At 43.2% G+C, this 23,093-nt stretch carries 22 protein-coding genes; 18 read left to right on the top strand and 4 right to left on the bottom strand.

Features of this window, described 5'->3' with window-relative positions; genetic code table 11:
* Positions 1–135 precede the first annotated feature (135 nt).
* From pyrD to DS891_RS04295, 7 genes are all read left to right on the top strand, one after another.
* Positions 136–1,146 (top strand): quinone-dependent dihydroorotate dehydrogenase, encoded by a 1,011-nt coding sequence (gene pyrD / locus DS891_RS04325; protein ID WP_039495731.1) that lies wholly within the window; start codon positions 136–138, stop codon positions 1,144–1,146.
* A gap of 121 nt (positions 1,147–1,267) precedes the next feature.
* Positions 1,268–1,795, top strand: a complete 528-nt coding sequence (locus DS891_RS04320) for a cell division protein ZapC domain-containing protein (protein WP_174168957.1) — start codon at positions 1,268–1,270, stop codon at positions 1,793–1,795.
* 90 nt (positions 1,796–1,885) lie between these two features.
* Complete coding sequence (locus tag DS891_RS04315) at positions 1,886–2,269, top strand: zf-TFIIB domain-containing protein (RefSeq protein WP_174168956.1); 384 nt, start codon at positions 1,886–1,888, stop codon at positions 2,267–2,269.
* 92 nt (positions 2,270–2,361) lie between these two features.
* Complete coding sequence (gene rlmKL / locus DS891_RS04310; RefSeq protein ID WP_174168955.1) at positions 2,362–4,473, top strand: bifunctional 23S rRNA (guanine(2069)-N(7))-methyltransferase RlmK/23S rRNA (guanine(2445)-N(2))-methyltransferase RlmL; 2,112 nt, start codon at positions 2,362–2,364, stop codon at positions 4,471–4,473.
* A complete protein-coding gene (locus DS891_RS04305) occupies positions 4,466–4,696 on the top strand; it encodes a glutaredoxin family protein (RefSeq protein WP_010371514.1) in 231 nt (76 codons plus the stop codon). Before rlmKL ends, DS891_RS04305 begins: the two co-directional genes overlap by 8 nt.
* A 1-nt stretch (position 4,697) precedes the next feature.
* Complete coding sequence (locus tag DS891_RS04300; protein ID WP_174168954.1) at positions 4,698–6,614, top strand: ABC transporter ATP-binding protein; 1,917 nt, start codon at positions 4,698–4,700, stop codon at positions 6,612–6,614.
* Positions 6,615–6,622: 8 nt separating this feature from the next.
* Positions 6,623–8,338, top strand: coding sequence for a DUF3466 family protein (locus DS891_RS04295; RefSeq protein ID WP_174168953.1), 1,716 nt, complete (start codon positions 6,623–6,625; stop codon positions 8,336–8,338).
* Between the two features lie 116 nt (positions 8,339–8,454).
* Here DS891_RS04295 and DS891_RS04290 read toward each other — a convergent pair whose 3' ends face one another.
* On the bottom strand, positions 8,455–8,964 hold the full coding sequence (locus DS891_RS04290) for a DUF2062 domain-containing protein (RefSeq protein WP_010371507.1): 510 nt from the start codon (positions 8,962–8,964) through the stop codon (positions 8,455–8,457).
* On the opposite strand from DS891_RS04290, the gene DS891_RS04285 reads away from it, so the two are divergent.
* The 7 genes from DS891_RS04285 (at position 8,944) to tcdA (ending at position 16,363) form a co-directional block, all read left to right on the top strand.
* Positions 8,944–11,190 (top strand): DNA internalization-related competence protein ComEC/Rec2, encoded by a 2,247-nt coding sequence (locus DS891_RS04285; RefSeq protein ID WP_320076055.1) that lies wholly within the window; start codon positions 8,944–8,946, stop codon positions 11,188–11,190. The two genes, DS891_RS04290 and DS891_RS04285, sit on opposite strands and share 21 nt — an antisense overlap.
* Before the next feature lie 62 nt (positions 11,191–11,252).
* On the top strand, positions 11,253–12,992 hold the full coding sequence (gene msbA / locus DS891_RS04280; protein ID WP_174168952.1) for a lipid A export permease/ATP-binding protein MsbA: 1,740 nt from the start codon (positions 11,253–11,255) through the stop codon (positions 12,990–12,992).
* On the top strand, positions 12,993–13,976 hold the full coding sequence (gene lpxK / locus DS891_RS04275; RefSeq protein ID WP_174168951.1) for a tetraacyldisaccharide 4'-kinase: 984 nt from the start codon (positions 12,993–12,995) through the stop codon (positions 13,974–13,976).
* Positions 13,966–14,163: a Trm112 family protein gene (locus DS891_RS04270; protein WP_010371492.1), complete on the top strand. Its 198-nt coding sequence runs from the start codon at positions 13,966–13,968 to the stop codon at positions 14,161–14,163. The genes lpxK and DS891_RS04270 overlap by 11 nt, the downstream gene beginning before the upstream one ends.
* A complete protein-coding gene (gene kdsB, locus DS891_RS04265) occupies positions 14,151–14,912 on the top strand; it encodes a 3-deoxy-manno-octulosonate cytidylyltransferase (protein ID WP_174168950.1) in 762 nt (253 codons plus the stop codon). Before DS891_RS04270 ends, kdsB begins: the two co-directional genes overlap by 13 nt.
* Positions 14,899–15,564 (top strand): TIGR01621 family pseudouridine synthase, encoded by a 666-nt coding sequence (locus tag DS891_RS04260; RefSeq protein ID WP_174168949.1) that lies wholly within the window; start codon positions 14,899–14,901, stop codon positions 15,562–15,564. The genes kdsB and DS891_RS04260 overlap by 14 nt, the downstream gene beginning before the upstream one ends.
* 1 nt (position 15,565) lies before the next feature.
* A complete protein-coding gene (gene tcdA / locus DS891_RS04255; RefSeq protein WP_017218707.1) occupies positions 15,566–16,363 on the top strand; it encodes a tRNA cyclic N6-threonylcarbamoyladenosine(37) synthase TcdA in 798 nt (265 codons plus the stop codon).
* A 29-nt stretch (positions 16,364–16,392) separates the two neighbouring features.
* Here tcdA and DS891_RS04250 read toward each other — a convergent pair whose 3' ends face one another.
* The 3 genes from DS891_RS04250 to DS891_RS04240 all read right to left on the bottom strand — a co-directional run bounded on the left by DS891_RS04250 (position 16,393) and on the right by DS891_RS04240 (position 19,405).
* The gene (locus DS891_RS04250) at positions 16,393–16,800 is read right to left on the bottom strand and encodes a SufE family protein (RefSeq protein WP_010604648.1); all 408 of its coding nucleotides are present in this window, start codon (positions 16,798–16,800) and stop codon (positions 16,393–16,395) included.
* Positions 16,801–16,804: 4 nt separating this feature from the next.
* Positions 16,805–18,016 (bottom strand): aminotransferase class V-fold PLP-dependent enzyme, encoded by a 1,212-nt coding sequence (locus DS891_RS04245; protein ID WP_174168948.1) that lies wholly within the window; start codon positions 18,014–18,016, stop codon positions 16,805–16,807.
* A gap of 102 nt (positions 18,017–18,118) precedes the next feature.
* Positions 18,119–19,405, bottom strand: coding sequence for a citrate synthase (locus DS891_RS04240; RefSeq protein WP_010371472.1), 1,287 nt, complete (start codon positions 19,403–19,405; stop codon positions 18,119–18,121).
* A gap of 416 nt (positions 19,406–19,821) precedes the next feature.
* On the opposite strand from DS891_RS04240, the gene sdhC reads away from it, so the two are divergent.
* From sdhC to DS891_RS04220, 4 genes are read left to right on the top strand one after another with little or no spacing between them, the layout of a single operon-like run.
* Positions 19,822–20,199, top strand: coding sequence for a succinate dehydrogenase, cytochrome b556 subunit (gene sdhC / locus DS891_RS04235; RefSeq protein WP_125252744.1), 378 nt, complete (start codon positions 19,822–19,824; stop codon positions 20,197–20,199).
* Positions 20,190–20,537 carry a succinate dehydrogenase, hydrophobic membrane anchor protein gene (gene sdhD, locus DS891_RS04230; protein WP_010371467.1) on the top strand — a complete coding sequence of 116 codons (348 nt, stop codon included), beginning with the start codon at positions 20,190–20,192 and terminating at the stop codon, positions 20,535–20,537. The genes sdhC and sdhD overlap by 10 nt, the downstream gene beginning before the upstream one ends.
* Positions 20,538–22,310 (top strand): succinate dehydrogenase flavoprotein subunit, encoded by a 1,773-nt coding sequence (gene sdhA / locus DS891_RS04225; RefSeq protein WP_010371464.1) that lies wholly within the window; start codon positions 20,538–20,540, stop codon positions 22,308–22,310. It begins immediately after the preceding gene.
* Positions 22,311–22,320: 10 nt separating this feature from the next.
* On the top strand, positions 22,321–23,040 hold the full coding sequence (locus tag DS891_RS04220) for a succinate dehydrogenase iron-sulfur subunit (protein WP_174168947.1): 720 nt from the start codon (positions 22,321–22,323) through the stop codon (positions 23,038–23,040).
* The last annotated feature ends 53 nt before the right edge of the window (positions 23,041–23,093 follow it).

The raw sequence follows: 23,093 nt of genomic DNA, 5'->3' as shown, positions 1-23,093 counted from the left end.
TAGAAATCGCTACAATACCCCAGCTTTGACTGGGGTATTTTTTTGTCCAATGCCATTGGCATAATCCATTTAGCTAAAGTTACGCTTGAGTAATTTTAGCTAAGTTGATTACGTTACCAATACTGAGGAGCTACCATGTTTTACGATCTTGCGCGTCGTTTTATGTTTAATAAAGATGCGGAGTGGGCACACGATTTTGCCCTAAACAACCTGCGCCGCTTTGCGAATACGCCAATGAGCCTTGCATGGTCTCAATCAGTTCAAGACAAACCTGTTAATTTTCTAGGGTTAGAGTTTAAAAATCCAGTCGGGTTGGCCGCCGGTCTTGATAAAAATGCTGAGTGTATCGAAGCATTTGCGCAAATGGGTTTTGGTTTCATTGAAGTGGGAACTGTCACGCCGAGACCACAAGCGGGCAACGACAAGCCTCGGATCTTTCGTTTACCAGAGGCAAATGCAATTATTAATCGCATGGGGTTCAATAACAAGGGCGTCGATTACCTAGTCAACAATGTAAAAGCAGCAAAATACGATGGGATCCTTGGGATCAACATTGGTAAGAATAAAGATACACCAAATGAACAAGGTAAAGATGACTACATTCACTGTATGAGAAAAGTATTTGAGCATGCCTCATATATCACCGTGAATATCTCTTCACCAAATACACCGGGCCTTAGAGATCTACAATATGGCGAAGCGCTAGATGATCTATTGCAAAGCCTGAAAAATGAACAGATGGATCTGATCGCCAAGCATAATAAGTCAGTGCCTATGTTGGTAAAGATCGCACCAGATGTTGATGGCGTTCAGTTAACCCAGATCGCAGAATCGTTAGTTAATAATCGTATTGATGGTGTTATTGCAACTAACACAACATTAGCCCGAGATGCGGTAGAAAACCTAGAGTACGGTAATGAAGCAGGTGGTTTGTCTGGTAGACCTGTTCGTGAAAAATCGACGCATGTTGTCAGCGAATTGAAGCGTATTACCGACGGTAAGCTACCAATCATCGGTGTAGGTGGTATTGACAGTGCGGAATCTGCAAAAGAGAAATTTTCAGCTGGTGCAGATTTAGTACAAGTCTACACAGGCTTTATTTATGAAGGGCCTGCACTTGTTAAAAAGATCGTTTCGTCCTTATAAGGATCGGTCATATAACCAAATGATCCAAAACAAAACGTTATTATAAAAAATTTCATCATTGCGTTTTTCGCGTTATACTCCCACTTACTAGTTGAGCTAATTGGTTGGTGGGAGAGAAGTTTTGCAAGCTTCAAAAGAGTGGCAATGGATCCGCTGCACAGAAAGGAACAGGTTGTTAATTGATTTGGGTGAAGAGCTTCAGCTTTGCACGCCTTTTCGGTTGCGCCACCTTACTGAAGACTCAACCGCTAATCCCAATTTTAGTCTCAGCGAAGCTGAATTTTATCAGAGTGTATTTTCTTACCTTTGCGGTTTTGGTGTTTGGAATGAGCCCAGATGCTGTCAAATCGCTTTGAATGCAACTGCGGCAAAGTTTCATCTGCAACCGATGCAAGCAAAAAGCTGGTTTTTTAAGCCATATTTTGGTGGTGAACCTGTGAGTGAGGCGGTTGTGTGTTTAAATTCCAAGTTAAGCCGTGGCGAGTTTCTAATTATCGAGCATGATGGTCAGTCAAGTCTTTGTTTAAGCTTGAACGAGCAATTTATTCTTGATGAAGGAATAGAGCTTGAACAATTTCAAGCGATAAAAGTACTGAACGATCGGTTAGCGCCTCTTGTGTTAACACACCAAGTTCATCAAAGCGCATAGCCAATTTCATCCCATCGTTTTATTGACCAGCAATTATTTCCTGTATTAACCTGTACCTAATTTGAATTGTTTGCTGATCGAGGGATTAGAATGCGCTGCCTCTGCGATAAAACATTAAAACTAACTTATGCCGACGCTGAAGGACATTGCGGTTATCAATGTCAGTCATGCGGTGCCATTTGGTTGCCGCGCAAATTTATTGATTCCATTAAACATACTTATCACTTTAGTTATACCGATTTTATTGCAAAGCGGTCGTTGGTTGAGCGTGACGTTTTACAATTATGCCCTGATGATGGTCATACACTTAAAGACTATACGCTCTTTGAAGCTAGTTTTAGTGAGTGCGGGTGCTGTGGTGGCGTGTGGTTTGAAAAAGGGGAGCTCCATAACTTACTGCAAAATTACCAAAGTAGGAACTCGAACATAAGCGCGCTAGATAAGTTAAATTTTCTGAACTTGCTAAATTTTTAACGTAATTTATCCCCATACAACCAAGCTCAACTAATAACTAACGATAACTTGTGTGTTATACTGCGCCCAGTTGAAATTTAAGGGTATTCAAATTGCAATTTATCGCATTGACATCTATTGGTGTAGAGCAGTTACTGGTTGAAGAATTAACCGAGTTTGGTTTTGAAATAAACAAGCAAACCGTTGGTTCAGTTAAGTTCACAGGTGCTAATCTAGACGTACAAAAGTTCTGTATGATGACACGATTTGCAACGCGCGTGATGTTGCTTATTGATGACAAACCAGAAGTGAATGACAAAGATTCTCTCTACAAGTTTGTTCGTTTTCAGGCATGGCAAGATTGGTTTAGCCCAAAGCAGACCTTTGCAGTAGAGTTTAATGGTACGAATAATGCGCTTAAAAATACGCAATTCTCTGGCTTGGTGGTTAAGGATGGGATCGTTGACTACTTCAATGACCTGTTTGAGCAACGTCCAGATGTTGACAAACAGACACCGGATATTCGCATCATAGCGAAATTATCTAAGCAAGGCTGTGCGCTATATATCGATTTCTCGGGACCTCGCTTATCTGATAGAGGTTATCGTGACAAACAAGGTAAAGCGCCAATTCGTGAACATTTAGCGGCAGCGCTGGTTAAACGTAGCGGCTGGCTTGAAGATACTAATAAGCCGCTTTTTGACCCCTGCTGTGGTTCTGGCACGTTATTAATCGAAGCGGCATCTATGGCGCTTGGCTTACCTACTAACCTTAATAAAGATTTTGCCTTTAAACGCCTGCCGAGTTTTCGTGAAAGTAAGTTCACCGAGCTTAAAGCACAATTAAAGGTACAGCCAGAGCAAAAGAGCTTATGGCTGATCGGTAGTGATATCGATGAACGTGTGCTGTCAATTGCTGAGCGTAATGCCAAGCGCGCAGGCGTTGAGTCACATATTAAGTTTAAGTTTGAAGATGCCAATCACCTTAGCCTTGCTGCTAAACGTCCTGGCATTGTGCTGAGTAACTTGCCTTATGGCGAACGTCTAGGTGGTATGGCTGAAATTATTACGCTATATCGCAATATGGGTATCGCCTTTAAAAAGCACTATAAAGACTGGAATTTGGCGTTACTTGCGAGTGAAGAAAGCCTATTAAAAGTGCTAAAACTAGCGCGTAAAAAGTCTTATAAATTCAAAAATGGCCCGCTCGACGTGCTGCTTAACTTGTATGAAATGAATGAAATGCAGGTACAGCAAAATAAACAGAGCAGTGGGCTTAATTTTGAAGGCTCGACTGCGTTTGGTAACCGCTTGAAGAAAAATCTACAAGGCTTAAAATCTTGGCTGAAAAAAGAAGACGTTAACGCGTATCGTGTTTATGACGCGGATATCCCTGAGTACAATGTTGCGGTTGATGTATATAACGACAACGCAGTCATCTTTGAATACAAAGCGCCAAAAGAAATTGACGATAGCGTTGCACAAAAACGTTTGCAAGACGTGATCACACTGACCGCCGAGCAGCTTAATATCGACCCGCTGAACATCGCGGTAAAAGTAAGAAAGCGCCAAAAAGGTCAAGAACAATACAAAGCCCTAGACAAGCAAAACCGTACTGAGGTAGTAGAAGAGTACGGTGCTAAGTTTAAGGTTAACCTATTTGATTATCTCGATACTGGTCTATTCCTTGACCACCGTTTAGCCCGCAAGTTTATTCAGCAACATTCGAAAGATAAACGCGTGTTGAATCTATTTGCATACACAGGTAGTGCTTCTGTGCACGCTGCAGTTGGCGGTGCTAAGTCTGTTACCACAGTAGATATGTCAAAGACCTATCTAAAATGGGCTGAGGAAAACTTTGAGCTAAATGGTTTGAAGAATCCACGTTTCAGATTTGAGCAAGCGGATTGCTTAAAATGGCTTGAAAGAGCAGTTGGTCAATATGATTTGATATTCTTAGACCCACCAACATTCTCTAACTCTAAACGTATGTCTGACGCATTTGATGTACAAAGAGATCATTTAAAACTATTTGGTTGGGTAAAGAAGATATTAGCACCGAACGGTGTACTACTGTTTTCTAACAACAAACGCGGATTTAAAATCGATGAAATGGGACTTGCGGCACTTGGCCTAACCGCTGAGGAATACTCATCGCAAACCTTGTCTTTGGATTTTAAGCGTAACAAACAAATTCACAACAGCTGGTTGATCCGTCATGATTAAATGTACTTTATTTCACACCGATGGTTGTCATCTTTGTGAAGAAGCATTGGCGATGTTAATTCAATTTTTGCCTGAAGCCGAAATTGAACTAGTCGATATCGTCGATAGTGAAGAGACGATGACGGAATATCAATATAGAATTCCAGTGATTAAAAAAGGCGAGACAGGTCAGGAACTTGGCTGGCCTTTTACTCAACAACAACTACAAGAATTTATAGAATAATATGGATCTCATTCGAATTGCTAAAGCGCAACTGGCTTTTGGCTCACACCCTATACTTGACCAAGCTGATGCCGTTATTGAATCTGGCGAGCGCGTTTGTATCGTGGGCCGAAACGGTGCCGGTAAATCAACGTTACTGAAAGTACTTGATGACCAAGTTCAACTTGATGATGGTGAAATCAATCGTGTTGGTGGATTAAAAGTTTCAAGACTAGAACAAGACCCACCAAAGGGCGCAAATGGGTCGGTCTTTGATTATGTTGCAAACGGTTTACCTGATGTTGCTGAGCTACTCATTGAATTTCATGAAGTCAGTGAAAAACTACAAACCAGCCAGTCAGATAAACTGATGACCTCGCTTGAGCGCCTGACTCAGCGATTGGAAAGCGAAGATGCGTGGCGTTTTGAGTCACGGATCAAGCAAGTGCTTAGCCAGTTGCAATTAGATGCGAATATGCGCCTAGAAGAACTCTCAGGTGGCTGGCTACGCAAAGTTGCACTGGCCAAAGCCTTGGTGAGTGACCCAGATTTACTGTTACTCGACGAGCCGACTAACCACCTTGATATGCAAAGTGTCATCTGGCTTGAGCAATTCCTGAAAGAGTTTAAAGGGGGGATCGTGTTTATCTCTCACGACCGTGCCTTTATTCGCGCAATGGCGACCCGAATTTTAGATTTAGACCGTGGCAAGTTGGTTTCATACCCTGGAGATTATACGCAATATCTAGAACAAAAAGCTCATGATTTAAAAGTGGAAGAGCAACAGAATGCCTTGTTTGATAAAAAGCTTGCCGAAGAAGAAACCTGGATAAGGCAAGGGATCAAGGCCCGCCGAACCCGTAACGAAGGGCGTGTGCGAGCACTAAAAGCGCTTCGTGTTGAGCGCAAGCAACGCATCGAGCAACAAGGTAAGACAGACTTCAACATCGAGACGGCGGATCGTTCCGGTAAGCTGGTCTTTGAAGCGAAACATTTAGACAAAGCATTCCAAGAAAAATGCATTGTAAAGGACTTTTCAACGCTGGTGATGCGTGGCGATCGTATTGGCTTGGTCGGTCCTAATGGAGCAGGTAAAACTACGCTGTTAAAAATGCTTTTTGGTGACATTAAACCTGACGCAGGCAGCGTAAAACAAGGCGTGAACCTGGAAGTTGCGTACTTCGACCAATACCGTGAAAAATTGGATGAAGAAGCAACTGTGCAGGATAATGTCGCAGAAGGTAAGCAAGAAGTAATGATGGGCGGCCGCTCACGTCATGTGCTTGGCTATCTGCAGGACTTTTTATTTCCGCCTGTGAGAGCTCGAACCCCTGTAAAGGCATTATCAGGCGGTGAAAAAAACCGCTTATTGCTTGCTAAGCTCTTCCTTAAGCCTTCAAATATTATTGTGCTGGACGAACCGACCAATGATTTGGATATTGAGACGCTTGAGTTACTTGAAGAAATCTTAAACCAATACCAAGGCACGGTGCTGGTCGTCAGCCACGACCGAGAGTTTATCGATAATACCTGCGGCAGTGTCTGGGCGTTCGAAGGCGAGGGCTTGGTGACAGAAATTGTTGGCGGTTATAGTGATTTTGAACTGTACCAGCAAAGACGAGAGCAGCAAAAGAAAGAAGCACAAAAGGTTCATCAAGAAAAGCAGCAACAAGTCGAGACTAAAAAAGCAGCTGCACCTGCTCGTTCAAATAAGCTGAGTTACAAATTAAAACTTGAATTAGAGTCGTTGCCCAGTAAAGTAGAGGAACTTGAAGAGGCTGTGAACAAACAACAAGCACTGGTCAGCGATCCAGACTTCTTTAAACAAGATCAAGAAACGACCCACAAGGCATTGAACCATTTGACTGAGCTAGAGTCGAAGCTGGAAGCCGCGTTTGAACGCTGGGAAGAACTAGAAGCATTACAGAATCAGCAGTAAGGATTAAAATGAAATTTAAACTTTTAGCCGCGAGTGTCGCCGTAGCCCTTTCACAACAAGCGGCCGCTGCCACCTATCAGTTAACTGAATTACCAAGACATGATAATAGTAAATATAGCTACGTGTCGGACGCAAATGAAGCTGGAGACGTGATTGGTCATGCTTCCAATTTATTTGGTGTTAAGATTGATGTGTCATATATCGACTTCGATGATTCAACACTGAAAAGCGATTATGACAATGTAAAGAAGCAATATGAGCAGATAGAAGAAGAAATTACCTTCACCTTAGATGATATTCAAAATAATGATGCTGCAAATACCAACGCACAAGCTCATGCATTTATGCTTTATCACTTAAGTCGAAGAGGGGCTAATCAATTTCAAACTGTTGTTCAAGCAATCTCTCTTACGTACAACAACAATACTGCTGAAGAATTTGTAGTATATGATGAACAATCTCCTGATTACGAAGGGCTAACTCGCTCGGTCACTAACTACCTTACAAGCATCGCAGAAGACGGTACAATAGTGGGCTGGGGCTCTGCACCTTTTAAAAAGATAACTTTTACTCCTGAGGGTGAAACAGAAGAAGAAACTTATTTTGTACGCGATTGGCGAAATAAAGGAATTTTGGTAACTCCTGCTGGTGAGAAAGTTAGGCTGGAGCCCGCATTTACTGAGCATGGCGGTATTTCTATCGCGACAGACATCAAGCAAACTAACGAAGGTGGTTATATTGTCGTCGGGCAAAGCTCTACGTCATTATCTCAAAGAGCAATCGAAAATATAGCGGATGATTGTGATGGTGTAGATGAGCCAGTGGATGTTTGCATCCAGAGTATCAGCACTCCATATCACACTAGGGCATATAAATGGACTTTTGATAACAACTTTAATTTAGTTGATGCAACAGATTTAGGGCTCGGTTTTACGCCTGATGAAGATAGTGAAATTGCATACTCTAGTATTGCTGTTGCGACTAACTCGGATGGGTTAACCGTTGGTTACTCTCGAGTACGTAGACAAAGAGATGATAGACTACTGCCATATGAACAAGCTGTTTATTTCGAAGACGGTGAAATCAAACGAGTTAGAGAAGTTGAGAGCTTTATTGAATATAGCCAAGCAGTCGATGTGAATGACAACGGTACCATAGTTGGTGTATTTGGACGTTTCAGTGGAGGCTCTAGAGACTATGACGCAACTGGCTTCTACTTTAATACTACAAGTGCTGAGTTTAAGGAGATGCCCACATACTTTGAAGGTTCAGCAACAGCAATAAATGACATTAACAATAATGGCTTTGTTGTTGGTCAAGGTGTGATTGAAAAGAGTGGTTCAAACCGTCGTCGTGAAGCCTTCTTATATGAAATCGGGGCGGAAAAGCTAGTAAACATTAATTCTCTTCTTCCCTGTAAGAGCGATACCTTCCCTTACACGATTGCGGAAGCAGTAAAAATTACTGACGATAACAAGATCTATGCGATTGCCACCAAAACGGTTGAAAGACGCAATACACTTGGTGAAATTGAGAAGGACAGCAAAGGTGAGACTGAGTATGAGTCGGTAAGCTTACCGGTTCTACTTACGCCAATTTCTGGTGAACCTGAAAGCTGTACACCACCTGAAGCAGAGACATATGAGCGTCAATCTGCAAGTTGGTCTTGGCTTAGTTTACTCGCGCTACCACTAGTGGCGCTGAGAAGACGTCGTAAAGCCTAAAGTACAATTTATACGATAAAAAAGCCCGGAAGGGCTTTTTTTGTGTTTGAAAAGAAATATTCGCAAATTCAATTCGATATTTAATTCAAGCGATAAAAATCTTAACTATACTGGTATTAGCCTTGGCCGCGACTTTGCCACGCTTTATTCACTGAGCGTCGCCACAGGTAGTCGATACCGAAAAAGCCGATAATGGCGGCAAGTGTTGCGCAGATCAAAGAGCCGACGATAAATGCAGGCCCAATCGTTGTTAGGCTTTGTGCAAGCCATTCCCAACTCGCCTCAAAATGGAATGGTTGCTGCTCTTGACCAAGAGCAAATACACCGACTAGGTATGAGCAGTAAAATATAGGTGGCATCGTAAGTGGATTGGTGATCCACACGAGTGCAATAGACAAAGGCAAGTTAACGCGAAATGGAATCGCTAGTGCTGCCGCCAGTACCATTTGAAAAGGAACAGGGATGAATGCGAAAAATAGCCCCACCGAGAATGCGCCGCGTGCTGAGCGCCGGTTTAAATGCCACAGGTTGGCATCATGCAGTAACTTACCAAAGATTTTTAATGATTTCTGTTGTTTGATTTTATTATGATCAGGTAAAAAGCGTTGAATCGTTTTTTTCGCCATTTGCAGCTGCCATCTACTTGGATTCTGATATGTTTTGGAATAATTCTGGGTTGCTTCAGTGCGGTATTTCTTCTCGACAATTGGCGATCAGCCGCACTAAGCATATTCCTCTACTTCATGGGCCGCTATTCTAAGCTTTTTTGTCCTATATTGGCAGGATTTATTTTAGGGATTTCCATTGCTATTGGTCATTACTTTGTTTTTTATCAGCTAAAAATACCAGAAATGTGGCAATCGCAGCTTGTTACTGCTTCGGGTAAAGTTATTGAGGTTGATAATTCTGTGATTGGTGAAGCGTTAAAGGTAAAGCTTGAGCAAGTTGATGGCTACCAATTTGCCCGTTGGCGTACAGTAAACGCAAAACTCTATCGTAACTCATCCACGCCTATGTTGCGTGTCGGTGACCACATTGAATTTACGGTAAAACTTAAGCGTTATCGTAGCCGAATTAATATCGGACTTTTTAATGCTGAATTGCATGCGTTTAGGAAGCATATATATTTTAAGGGTAGCATCAAAACAATCAAGTCGGTAGTGAAGGACACTACGTGGCGAGATAACTACCGCTTATTCATAGATAAAACGCTTGATGGGCGAAGCTATGCTTGGCTGTACTATATTTTGTTAACTGGCGATACAAGCAAAGTCGACTTCGAAAACAAAACACAATTTAGAAGTCTTGGCTTGAGCCATCTGTTAGCGATTTCAGGGCTGCATATCGGAATGGTATTTGCCATTGCGTTTTTGCTGATAAAAGTCGTGCTGTATTGTATCCCGGTAATAATTTCCCAAGCAGCTAACTTACATCAATGGTGTTTGGTTTTTGCGTTACTGTTGTGTTTTGGTTACGTCATTCTCTGCGGTTACAGCGTATCGGCGACTCGAGCTTTAATCATGGCAATGGTGTGGGTTGCTTGTTACCTCTTTGCTGTGCGCCTTAAAGCGCTTCAGGTGCTAACAGTAGCGTTGACCATCGTCTTGATAGTAGACCCGTTTTCACTACTTAATCCTGGTTTATATTATTCCTTTTTTGCGGTTGCTATCATCGTAACGTTAGTGACAAAAGTTGGTAGAGGTTTAGGTGCAAAGCTACTTGCCTTAATCAAGTTGCAGCTTGCGTTATTTACCTGTCTGTTGCCACTCAACCTGTATTTCTTTTCCGGTGCGAGTATTATCTCATTGGTTGCGAACATCATTGTGATCCCGTTGGTTTCCATCGTGGTATTTCCGCTACTACTACTTCATGTTACTGCGCTGCACGCTATTGGTTGGCAACTTCCACTTCATTTAGTTGATAATGTGTTAGTGTTTCTTTTTGAGCTGTTGCAAAGTGCTCCACTAACTTGGGTAGATATACCTGGCGTTTCGTCCATGTTTCTAATAACCAGCTACTTAAGTGCTTTGCTGCTGTATTTATTCAGAAATTATCTTGGTTTATTACCCATATTGTTTTTCCTCGTTCAGTATCAATTTCGAGCTTCTCCGCTATGGCAAATCGATATCTTTGACGTGGGTCACGGAACGGCAGTGTTAGTTTCTCGCAATAACAAAGGGCTGCTCTATGATGTGGGGGCCAAGTATTTTGGTTATTTTTCGATGTTCGAGTTTGTGATCAAACCTTATCTTTTGAATAATCGAATTACGCTGCAAGATACCATCATTAGTCATAATGATGGCGACCATAATGGTGGCGTTGACGACCTCATTGCCTATGATGGCGGAAAATCGTTACAGCGTTTTCACCCTGCAAGTCCAGCTGATAGTTGTGTGCTAGGAACACATCAATTTCAAGGGCTAGACGTATCTGTGATCTGGCCTCAAGAAGTGTCGAACAATGACAATAATAATTCTTGTGTGGTTCGTATCTCTGATGGGCGTTTTACGCTTTTATTACCAGGAGATATCGAGAAAATAACCGAAACTAAGCTGCTTAACATTGAAAAAGAAGCTCTTAAGGCCGATATATTACTGGTTCCGCATCATGGTAGTGGCAGCTCTTCAAGCGAGCAGTTTATTCAAGCGGTTGACCCAGATATTGCGATATTTTCTCGTGCCTTTTATTCGCCGTGGAAAATTCCCAATGAGAAAGTGATTGAAAGATACCAAAGAGTAGGGAGCACACTATTGGATACCGCTTTAGATGGCCATATAAAGATCTCAATTTTTGCTCAAGAAATTACAGTTGAACGAGCTCGGGAAGTGGAAAATTACTGGTTTCTCAGATAATCCATTCAGTTTTAATGATTTGAAAGTTACAATAATGCCATATAGAAAAGTAGAGGCTGGCAATGCAACCAACCGACAAGCAGATTTACGCTAGATTATTTAGCTATGTAAAAGACTTTAAACTCGCTGCCATATTTTCAGTAATTGGCATGATAGGGTACGCTGCGATGGACGCTTCGTTCGTTGCCTTAATGGATCCGTTTATCGATGAGGGTCTCACTGCAGGCAATCGCGACGTACTAAAATTAGCTCCCTTTGTTGTCATCGCGTTAGTTATTGGACGCGGCATCTTTAATTATATGGCATCGTATTGCTTGTCTTATGTCGGGTCGCAGGTTGTGCGTGCTTTGCGACAGCAACTATTTGAACACATGTTGTATCTACCAGTGTCGTTTCATGATCAACATTCTAATGGTGAAATGATATCAAAAATCACTTTTGATACGGAGCAGGTACAGCAAGCCGTCACTAAGGCACTTCAAGTGCTGATCCGTGAAGGCGCATTTGTTTTTTTCTTACTTATCACGATGTTTTATGCAAGTTGGCAGCTATCGCTCATTTTCTTAGTTGTGGTACCGATCGTGGCGGTGATCGTTACTGTGGTGTCTAAGCGCTTCAAGAAAATCTCCAAGAATATTCAAGATGCGATGGGAGAAGTGACGAAAAGCTCTGAGCAAATGATGGCGGGTCATAAAGTCATTCATGGCTTTGGTGGCCAAGAAAAAACCATCTCTCACTTTGCTAAAGTTAATAATCATAACCGTCAGCAACGCGTAAAAATGGATGCGACTAAAGCGCTGAGCGTATCTATCATCCAAATCATAGCGGCGAGCGCAATGGCGGTGATACTCGCGATTGTCGCGATGCCTACTATGGTAGACAAAATTTCATCGGGCACTTTTGTCACTTTGATCACCTCTATGATGATGCTGCTGCGTCCTTTAAAACAACTTGCCAATGTGAATAGCGACCTGCAACGCGGGATCTCTGCGGCGAAAAGTGTGTTTGCGGTGATTGATCTTGAACAAGAAAAGGACACTGGCACTCAGTCTTTATCTCGTGCTCAAGGTAACCTACAAGTCAAAGACTTAACCTTTACTTATCCATCTAAAAACGACCCGGTGATTGAGTCATTAAACCTTGAAATCAAAGCTGGGCAGAGTATTGCGTTGGTAGGTAGAAGTGGTTCAGGCAAATCAACTATCTCTAATCTATTACCACGTTACTATGATATTGAAGCGGGCAGTATTGAGTTAGATGGCACGAACATAAATGATTACCAGCTTGCGGATCTACGCGCGCAGTTTTCCATCGTGTCGCAGCAAGTGGTGTTGTTTAATGACACCATTGCAAACAATATTATGTACTCGTTAAAGCAACCCTTATCGCAAGAAGCCCTAGAAAAAGTAGTAAAACAAGCCCACGTCTGGGAATTTGTTAAAGATCTTCCTGAGGGCCTAAATACCGTTGTTGGTGAAAATGGCGTGATGCTTTCTGGCGGACAACGACAACGTATCGCTATCGCGCGTGCTATTGTGAAAGATGCACCTATCCTTATTTTAGATGAAGCAACATCAGCATTAGACACAGAATCTGAGCGTTTGATCCAACAAGCGTTAGAAGAGCTGATGGCCGACAAAACAACCATAGTAATTGCCCATCGGTTATCGACAATCGAGCGTTGCGACTGCATCTATGTGCTAGATAAAGGCAAGATCATCGAACAAGGCAAGCATGCTGAATTGGTCGTGCAGGAAGGGGTTTATCATGCACTTTGCAAAATGCAGTTTGGTGAGCAATAAATGGCATCCAAAATAGAGCAAAGTTGGTATAAAAAACCGGGACTACTAACGCTATTATTGCTTCCGCTAAGCCTGTTATTTGGACTTATTAGCTCGGTGAGAAAGGGGCTTTATCAACTCGGCTTTTGCCCTGCGTACCGCTCGCCTGTTCCGGTTATTATTGTCGGTAACATCAGTGTGGGCGGTAACGGCAAAACGCCATTTGTACTTTGGTTAGTCCCTTTTCTTGAAAATCTTGGTTTTAAGGTTGGGGTGATCAGTCGAGGCTACGGTGCAAAACCCAGTTCAACCCCATTTTTGGTCACTGAAGCGACCTCAACGGAAGAGGGCGGTGATGAACCTTGTTTGCTCGCCAAACGATTGAAATGCCCAGTGATGATTGGTGCTGATAGACAAGCCAGTATTGAAAAATTATTGGGTAATAGCGATGTAAACATCATCGTCAGCGACGATGGGCTACAGCACTATAAATTGGCACGAGATATTGAGTTCTGTATTGTTGATGCTGTGCGACGCTTTGGTAATGGCTTATGGATGCCAGCAGGGCCGCTTAGGGAATTACCTAAGCGTATTCAGAGTGTTGATCTTGCCGTATATAATGGTGGATGCGAAAGTTATTCCTACACGTTAGAGACTGTTGGTTTTTTTCGTGTTACAGATGATAGTCCAGCATCCAATATTGAAATGGCTGGCGCTTCAGTCTGTGCTATCGGCAATCCCGCGCGATTTGAAAATACGCTACGAGATAAGGGGATTGTTCTGAGTGAAAGCCTACATTTTGCGGATCATCATCCATATCAAGCGTCCGACTTCGCGCAAATCGATAACGGCGCTATTTTTATGACAGAGAAAGATGCGGTAAAGTGTCGCACTTTTGCAAAAGATAATTGGTATTACCTCAAAGTAGATGCCAAACCTACATCAGCGCTTGAAAAAGCGGTATTAAATTTACTTAAAAAGAAAGAGATTTATCATGGCCTTTGATACCAAATTACTAGAAATAATTGCCTGCCCAGTATGTAAAGGCAAATTAAGATATGACAAAGAAAACAAAGAGTTGATCAGCACAGCAGCTAAGCTTGCTTATCCAATTAAAGATGATATTCCTGTGTTATTGGAAAACGAAGCGCGCGAGCTGAGCAGCGATGAGGTTGAGCAGTGGAATTCGTAGTCGTTATTCCGGCGCGTTATGCTTCAAGCAGGCTGCCTGGTAAACCACTTGCTGATATCGGCGGTAAACCAATGATCCAGCGTGTTTACGAACAGGCGATTCAATCTGGCGCGGCAGCGGTTTATATCGCAACCGATCACAGTGCGGTATTTGAGGCAGCGCAAAACTTCACTGATAATGTGCTCATGACGCGTGAAGATCACCAATCTGGAACTGAGCGACTCGCCGAAGTTGTTGAACAACTGGGGCTGAACGAACAAACCTTGGTGGTCAATGTACAAGGTGATGAGCCACTGCTAGAGCCTGATAACATCGCACAAGTGGCAGCACTACTGCACCATTCTGATGCACCGATGGCGACTTTGTGCGTTGATGTGGAAGATGTGGAAGAGGTGTTGAATCCGAATGCGGTGAAAGTGGTGTCTGATATTCAAGACAACGCACTGTATTTCTCTCGCTCTTCTATTCCGTTTCAGCGTAACAGCATGTTAACGCTCGACAAAAATAGCATTCCAGTGAGCCATTTTAAACGTCATGTTGGCATATATGCCTATCGTGCGGGCTTTATTCAAACCTATTTATCGCTAAGTGTTTCACCGCTAGAGGTGCAAGAGTCACTAGAGCAGCTACGTGTGCTGTATCATGGATACAAAATTAAGGTCGCTAAAGCGGTTAAGCCGGTGCATGCTGGAGTGGATACCCCCGAAGATTTGGCACGGGTTCAAGAGATACTGAATGGAAAAGTTTAAGCTCATTGCGGACGAGATAGACTATGTGGTTGCATACAAACCACAAGGTTTGAGCTTCCATAGTGAGGACGGTGCAGGTTTTGTTGCCTTACTGACGGAGCAACTAGGCTATCCCTTATTTGCGGTTCACCGCCTCGATAAAGTCACGTCGGGACTCATCCTTTTAGCGAAGTCTAGTGAGGCTGCAAAGCAGCTGACGAGCCTGTTTTCCGCTCGAAAAATAGATAAATTTTACCTGGCGTTAGTTAGTGCGAAACCGAAGAAAAAGCAAGGTTGGATAAAAGGCGATATGGCTAAGTCGCGCAGAGGCACCTATAAACTGATTAAAACTAAGCTAAATCCTGCGGTGACTCGATTTTATTCATGCTCTGTTGCGACCAACCTACGCGCTTGTATTGTCAAACCGTTTAGCGGTAAAACACACCAAATTCGGGTGGCACTAAAAAGCATCGGTGCACCAATTTTAGGTGATTTAGCCTATAGTGGAGAGCCTGCGGATAGAACGTATCTTCATGCATTTTGCCTTGAATTTGAATGGCAAGGTATACATCAACGCTATCAAGCTGCGCCTGAAGGTGATGGTGCATTTGGCCATTTATTGGCACATGAAATCTTTGCAAGTTGGCAAAATCCAAGTCAATTAGAGTGGTAACATGACGGATTCGAATAGAGAACTAAGATTTGGCGGTATTGGTCGGTTATACGGTAACGCCGAGTTGGAAGCATTAAGTAAAGCACACTTTTGTGTCATTGGTATTGGTGGCGTTGGCAGTTGGGCTGTAGAAGCGCTAGTGAGAACGGGTATAGGTAAAATAACGCTTATCGATATGGACGATATTTGTGTAACCAACATCAACCGTCAGTTACATGCTCATAGCGAAAGTATCGGGATGCAAAAGATTGAAGCAATGCGAGATCGCTGTCTTGCGATTAACCCAGATTGTGAAGTTACCCTGATCGATGATTTTCTGATGTTAGATAACATTAGAAACTACATTCAAGGCTTTGATTATGTTATCGACTGTATCGACGCGGTTAAAGAGAAAGCGGCGCTAATCGCACATTGTAAGCGCAATAAAATACCGGTGATCACCACAGGTGGTGCAGGCGGTCAAACCGATCCGAGCCAGATCCAATATGGGGATGTGGCAAAGACGACCCATGATCCGCTGCTGGCAAAAGTACGCTATATTCTCAGAAAACAATATAACTTTAGCGATAATCCAAAACGTAAATTTGGCGTAGATTGCGTGTATTCCACAGAGCAACTCGTTTACCCAAGTACCGATGGCACCGTGTGCAAAGCAAAGCAACAAGCTGAAGGTGGGAAAAACATGGACTGCGCCACCGGGTTTGGCTCTGCCACTATGGTAACCGGGAGTTTTGGTTTTTTTGCGGCGTCCAAAGCAATACGTAAGTACCTCGATAAACAAAGCAAAAGCAGCGAATAAGTGTGCTCGTTTGAGCACCTTATATCACGTTATTTTAATATCTCCGCCTGCACTTGGATCTGTTCAACAATCGCACGTATACCATTACCTCTTGATGGGCTTAGGTGAGCAATTAATCCAAGCGACTCGAACAGCTTATAAGCATTAAATTGGCTCGCTTGCTCAGGCGTTTTACCTGCGTACGCTGCAATGATGATTGCAAGTATGCCTTTAACAATACGCGTATCTGAGTCGGCAATAAGTACGAGCTGCTGCGCGTTTTCATCTAAGTCCAGATAGAGCCAAACTTTACTATCACAGCCCGACACTAACGCTGAGTCAACTTTCAACGCATCAGGAAGCTCAGGAAGTTGTTTACCTAGCAGCATAATTTCACGATACTTGGCTTGCCAGCCATGACTTTCAGACAATTTTTTTGTGATATGTTCAATATTCATAAGTTCAATCTAATAATTCTATTGTGGCACTTAACGCATTAATAAAATGCTCAATATCGTCTTGGTTATTATAAAAAGCCAAACTTGCACGTACTGTCCCATTAACCTTGAGCATTTTCATTAGCGGCTGAGTACAATGGTGTCCGCTTCTGACTGCTACGCCGTATGTATTGAGTAGTGTGGCAAGATCGTAGTGGTGTTCGTTTTTATAGTTAAAACTGACGACGCCAACATTGTTTTGTGTATCGCCATAAACCGTGATGCCTTCAATCTGTTTTAGCTTTTCTAGAAGGAAGTGATAGAGCGCTTGCTCATAACGTTGAAGTGCACTGGGATCAATCTCGTTTACATAATCTATCGCTGCGGCAAATCCGATAACGCCAGAAATATTGGGAGTGCCGGGCTCAAACTTGCCAGGTGCCTCTCGATAGCTGGATCGCTCAAAACTCACTTCTTTTATCATTTCGCCGCCGGTTTTGTATACGGGGAGCGCATTTAGTTGCTGGTATTTACCATAAAGTCCGCCGACACCTGTTGGTCCAAGCGCTTTGTGAGCTGAAAAAACATAAAAGTCGCAATCCAGCGCCTTCAGATCAGGTCTTAAATGCAGTAAAGACTGTGCGCCGTCGATAACCGTGATGGTACCCAAGGCTTTGCAAACCGAGATGAGCGACTCAACTGGATGAATATTCCCAAGTGCGTTTGAAACATGGCCCATCGCTAACACATCAGGTTTATGCTGCTTTAACATCGCAATGGCACCTTGCTCATCGAGGACGCCGTCTAACATAGGTAACACCAGTAAAGTTGCGCCGGTACGCTGACAAGCTTCTTGCCAAGGCACTATGTTAGCGTGATGTTCAAAGGGACTGATGGCAATTACACTGTCTGAAGTGAAGCGTGCACTCAGGCCATGAGCCAACAAGTTTAGTGATTCAGTTGCGCCGCTGGTCCATACTATTTCTCGTGTTTCAACATTTAAAAAATTGGCAATTGTTTCTCGGGCACTTTCGTAGCGAACAGTGGCGTTTTCACTAAGCGTGTGTAAACCTCTATGTACGTTTGAATTCTCATCTTGATAAAAAGTTTTTATGACATCAATGACTTTGTTCGGTTTTTGCGCAGTTGCAGCAGAGTCAAGATAGCAAAGCGGCTGTCCATCAAGTTGTTTGTTCAAAATTGGAAAGTCGTTGCGCAGAGATTGGATGTCAGTCATAACGTACCTGAGTTAATTGAGCAGCGCGATTCTAACGAATACGCGGCGATATTAAAACAAAAAAGGCCGCATTAAGCGGCCTTTTCAAACACAATAACGAGATTATCTGTCGTTTTGTGTTTTGTAGTCGCGAGACGTGTAGCCTTTGTAAAGCTGACGCGGACGACCAATTTTGTGTCCTGGTTGAGAAAGCATTTCGTTCCAGTGTGAAATCCAGCCCACAGTACGAGACATCGCGAAGATAACCGTAAACATGCTTGTTGGAATACCGATTGCTTTAAGAATGATACCAGAATAGAAGTCTACATTCGGGTATAGTTTCTTCTCAATGAAGTAAGGGTCTTCTAGGGCGATCTGTTCAAGTTTCATTGCTACGTCAAGCAGTGGATCTTGAATGTTTAGCTCTTTAAGTACTTCGTGGCACGTTTGACGCATTACTGTCGCGCGTGGGTCAAAGTTTTTATAAACACGGTGACCAAAGCCCATTAGACGGAACGGATCGTTCTTATCTTTTGCTTTTGCAACGTACTCGTCAATACGATCAACAGAACCAATTTCTTCAAGCATAGTTAAACATGCTTCGTTTGCGCCGCCGTGTGCAGGGCCCCAAAGTGATGCAATACCTGCCGCGATACACGCGTAAGGGTTTGCACCTGAAGAGCCAGCAAGACGAACTGTTGAAGTTGACGCGTTTTGCTCGTGATCTGCGTGAAGCATGAAAATACGATCCATTGCTTTAGCAAGTACAGGGCTGACGTTGTAGTCTTCAGCTGGCACAGAGAACATCATGTGAAGGAAGTTTTCTGCGTAGCTCAAGTCGTTACGTGGATATACGAACGGTTGGCCAACGTTATATTTGTACGCCATTGCAGCAATTGTTGGTAGCTTAGCTACTAATTTGATTGCACAACGCATACGTTGATCTTCGTCAGAAATATCCAAATCTGAGTGGTAGAACGAAGATAACGCACCAACTACACCACATAGCATTGCCATAGGGTGTGCATCTACACGGAAGCCTTGGAAAAACGCAGCAATCTTCTCGTGCATCATTGTGTTGCGAGTGATCTCATCTGAGAACTCAGCTAGTTGTTCTTCGCTTGGTAATTCACCGTTTAATAGTAGGTAGCAAAGTTCAATATAGTTAGAATTTTCAGCAAGTTGCTCAATTGGATAACCGCGATGAAGCAGTACACCTTTGGCACCGTCAATGTAAGTGATAGACGAGTCACAAGAGGCAGTCGACATAAATCCTGGGTCATACGTAAATAGGCCGTGAGCACCTAAAGAACGAACGTCAACTACGTCTTGACCAGCTGTACCTTCGTAAATTGGTAACTCAATCGGATCGTGACCATCAATATGGACTGTGGCTTTTTTATCTGCCATCTATTTGTCTCCTATTTAATAACAATATTCTGATTGTTATGTTGTGATACTAATGTTAAGCAAATTCAGATCATTCTAACTTATAACCTAGGTTAAAAGTCAATTTTTCTGTGATTTATGCATAAATGTATAATAAATATTCTACGGCGATTAAATATTAGACCATTCGCTAATTCGCAAGCGTCTCTATCTAAACAAGAATTGTAAAAGGGCGCATAGCCTTATATACTGTCAACGGTTTTATACCGTATCGTCTGTGGGTAAACCTATTTTTACATCAATTTTTACACTCGAGTGAACTTTTTGGTGTCCTAATTGGTTTATCTAGAGTGTGCCACCTACATTTGCAATATGTAGGTGGGTTTCATAAAAACAAGTAGATGAGCTCCTTTGTGGGCAAAGATGGGCAAGTAACTGTGAAAAAGCAAAGACCTGTAAATCTAGATCTTACGACTATATCTATGCCGCCAACGGCTAAAGCGTCGATTCTTCACCGTGTCACCGGTGTTGCTTTCTTCTTCGCTTTGACCTTTGTGATTTGGGCTTGGTCTGAATCCCTTTCTTCTCCTGAAGGCTTCGAGTTTGTAAAAGAACTGATGTCTGGCTTTATCGCGAAATTCATCGCGTGGGGCACCCTAACTGTATTGTCTTACCACATCATCGGTGGTATCCGTCACATGATCCAGGATATGGGACATTGGGAAGAATTAGAATCAGGCAACAATAGCGCGAAGATTGCACTAGCACTTTGGGTTATCGTAGCAATTTTGGCTGGAGTATGGATATGGTCTTAAATCAAGCGACTCTAAAGCGTGATGGCGTACAAGACTACGTGTCACTACGTACAACTGCGTTAATTATCCTAGCTTACGCGGTATTCATCGTAGGCTATCTTCTAATTACTCCTGAACTAACTTATGAAGCTTGGTCAGGGTTGTTCTCAAATTTAGCTGTGAAAGCAGCAACGATGATCACACTAGTATGTATCATGGTACATACACGCATCGGTTTGTGGCAGGTTCTAACTGACTACGTTAAGAACTCAACAACTCGCACTATTCTTGGCTTTGTATTAAACCTTATGGCTTTAGCTTACGTAGCTATTGGTCTGTTTGTTCTGTGGGGTGTTTAAGTGAAATATAACGTACGTGAATTTGACGCAGTTGTAGTCGGTGCAGGCGGTGCGGGTATGCGCGCGGCACTTGCTATCTCGGAATCAGGCAAAACTTGTGCTCTTATTTCAAAAGTTTTCCCAACTCGTTCTCATACAGTATCAGCACAGGGTGGTATCACCGTTGCGCTAGGTAACTCTCACGAGGACAACTGGGAATGGCACATGTACGATACGGTTAAAGGTTCTGATTACATCGGTGACCAAGACGCTATCGAGTACATGTGTAAAACAGGTCCAGAAGCTATCACTGAACTTGAGAACATGGGTCTACCTTTCTCTCGTTTTGAGAATGGTCGCGTATATCAGCGTCCTTTCGGTGGTCAGTCGAAAAACTTTGGTGGCGAGCAAGCTGCACGTACAGCAGCCGCAGCGGACCGTACTGGTCACGCGTTGCTACACTGCCTATACCAGCAAAACGTTAAAAACAAAACAAACGTTTTCTCTGAGTGGTATGCACTAGACCTAGTAAAAAATGACAATGGCGATGTAGTGGGTGTCACCGCAATCGACATCGAGTCAGGTGAAATCACCTATTTCAAATCAAAAGCAGTTGTTCTTGCAACTGGTGGTGCGGGTCGTATTTTCGCATCAACAACGAATGCGCACATCAACACAGGTGACGGCGTTGGTATGGCGGTTCGTGCTGGCATTTCAATGCAAGACATGGAAATGTGGCAGTTCCACCCGACAGGTATCGCAGGTGCGGGTGTACTAGTAACAGAAGGTTGTCGTGGTGAAGGTGGTTACCTTCTAAATAAAGATGGCGAGCGCTTCATGGAGCGTTATGCGCCAAACGCGAAAGACCTAGCATCACGTGACGTTGTTGCACGTTCAATGATGACTGAGATCCGTGAAGGTCGTGGTTGTGATGGTCCTTGGGGTCCGCACATCAAGCTGAAGCTTGACCACTTAGGTGCTGAGACACTTAATTTACGTCTTCCTGGCGTTTGTGATCTAGCGAAGACATTCGCACACGTAGACCCAGCGGAAGAGCCAATTCCAGTAATCCCGACTTGTCACTACATGATGGGTGGTGTACCTACTAACGTAAACGGTCAAGTACTGAACGTAGACGGTCAAGGTAATGAAAAGATCGTTGAAGGTCTATTTGCAGTAGGTGAGATTGCGTGTGTATCTGTACACGGTGCAAACCGTCTAGGTGGTAACTCACTGCTTGACCTTGTCGTATTCGGTCGTGCGGCGGGTAACTTCCTTGGTACTTACTTGAAAGATGCTGAAATCGCCAAAGAAGCAAGCAACGATAACGTAGACGCAGCACTTGCGCGTACTAACCGTTGGGAAACTTCTGCGAAAGGTCAGGGTGAAGATCCTGTACAAATCAAGAAAGATCTACAACGTTGTATGCAGCTTAACTTCTCGGTATTCCGTGAAGGTGATGCAATGGCTGAAGGTCTTAAAGAACTTAAAGAGATTCGTGAGCGTCTACAGTACGCACGTCTTGACGATAAGTCTGCTGAATTCAACACGCAACGTATCGAGTGTCTAGAGTTAGATAACTTGATGGAAACAGCGTATTCGACAGCGGTTGCTGCGAACTTCCGTACGGAAAGTCGTGGTGCACACTCTCGCTTCGATTACCCAGAGCGTGATGATGAAAACTGGTTGTGTCACTCGATTTACAACCCAGAGTCTGAGTCTATGAGTAAGCGTGAAGTTAACTACGCGCCTAAGACTCGTGAAGCATTCCCACCGAAAGCACGTACATACTAGGAGCTAAGCGATGGCAACTTTAGAATTATCTGTTTATCGTTATAATCCTGATGAAGATGCGGCGCCACGCATGCAAGACTATTCTCTAGAAGTAGAGGAAGGTCGTGACATGATGGTGTTAGATGCTCTTATGCAGTTAAAAGAGCAAGACCCATCTTTATCTTTCCGTCGTTCATGCCGTGAAGGGGTATGTGGTTCTGACGGTATTAATATGAATGGTAAAAATGGTCTTGCATGTATTACTCCAATTTCTGCTTTGCAGAGCGGTGGTAAAGGCAAGGTCGTCATTCGTCCATTACCAGGTCTTCCGGTGATCCGTGACTTAGTAATCGACATGAGCCAGTTCTATACGCAATACGAGAAGGTTAAGCCATTCTTGATCAACGACAAGCCAACTGGTGGTGAAGAACGTCTTCAGTCTATTGAAGAACGTGAAAAGCTAGATGGCCTGTACGAATGTATTCTTTGTGCATGTTGTTCAACGTCTTGTCCTTCTTTCTGGTGGAACCCAGACAAGTTCATCGGTCCTGCGGGTCTTCTACATGCTTATCGTTTCTTGGCTGATAGCCGTGATACAGCGACAGAAGAACGTCTTGCTGGTCTTGATGACGCGTTCAGCGTATTCCGCTGTCACAGTATTATGAACTGTGTTAGCGTATGTCCAAAAGGCCTTAATCCAACTAAGGCAATTGGACAAATTAAATCAATGTTGTTAAACCGTTCGGTATAACACATACTACTAGCTAAGATGGCAAGCAAAAGCTTGCCATCTTGTTTTCGTTT

It is taken from the genome of Pseudoalteromonas sp. JC28 (assembly GCF_013319255.1).
In the GTDB taxonomy this organism is placed as follows: domain Bacteria; phylum Pseudomonadota; class Gammaproteobacteria; order Enterobacterales; family Alteromonadaceae; genus Pseudoalteromonas.
Note: the sequence above shows the minus strand (reverse complement) of the source record. Positions and strands in the feature narration are given on the sequence as shown.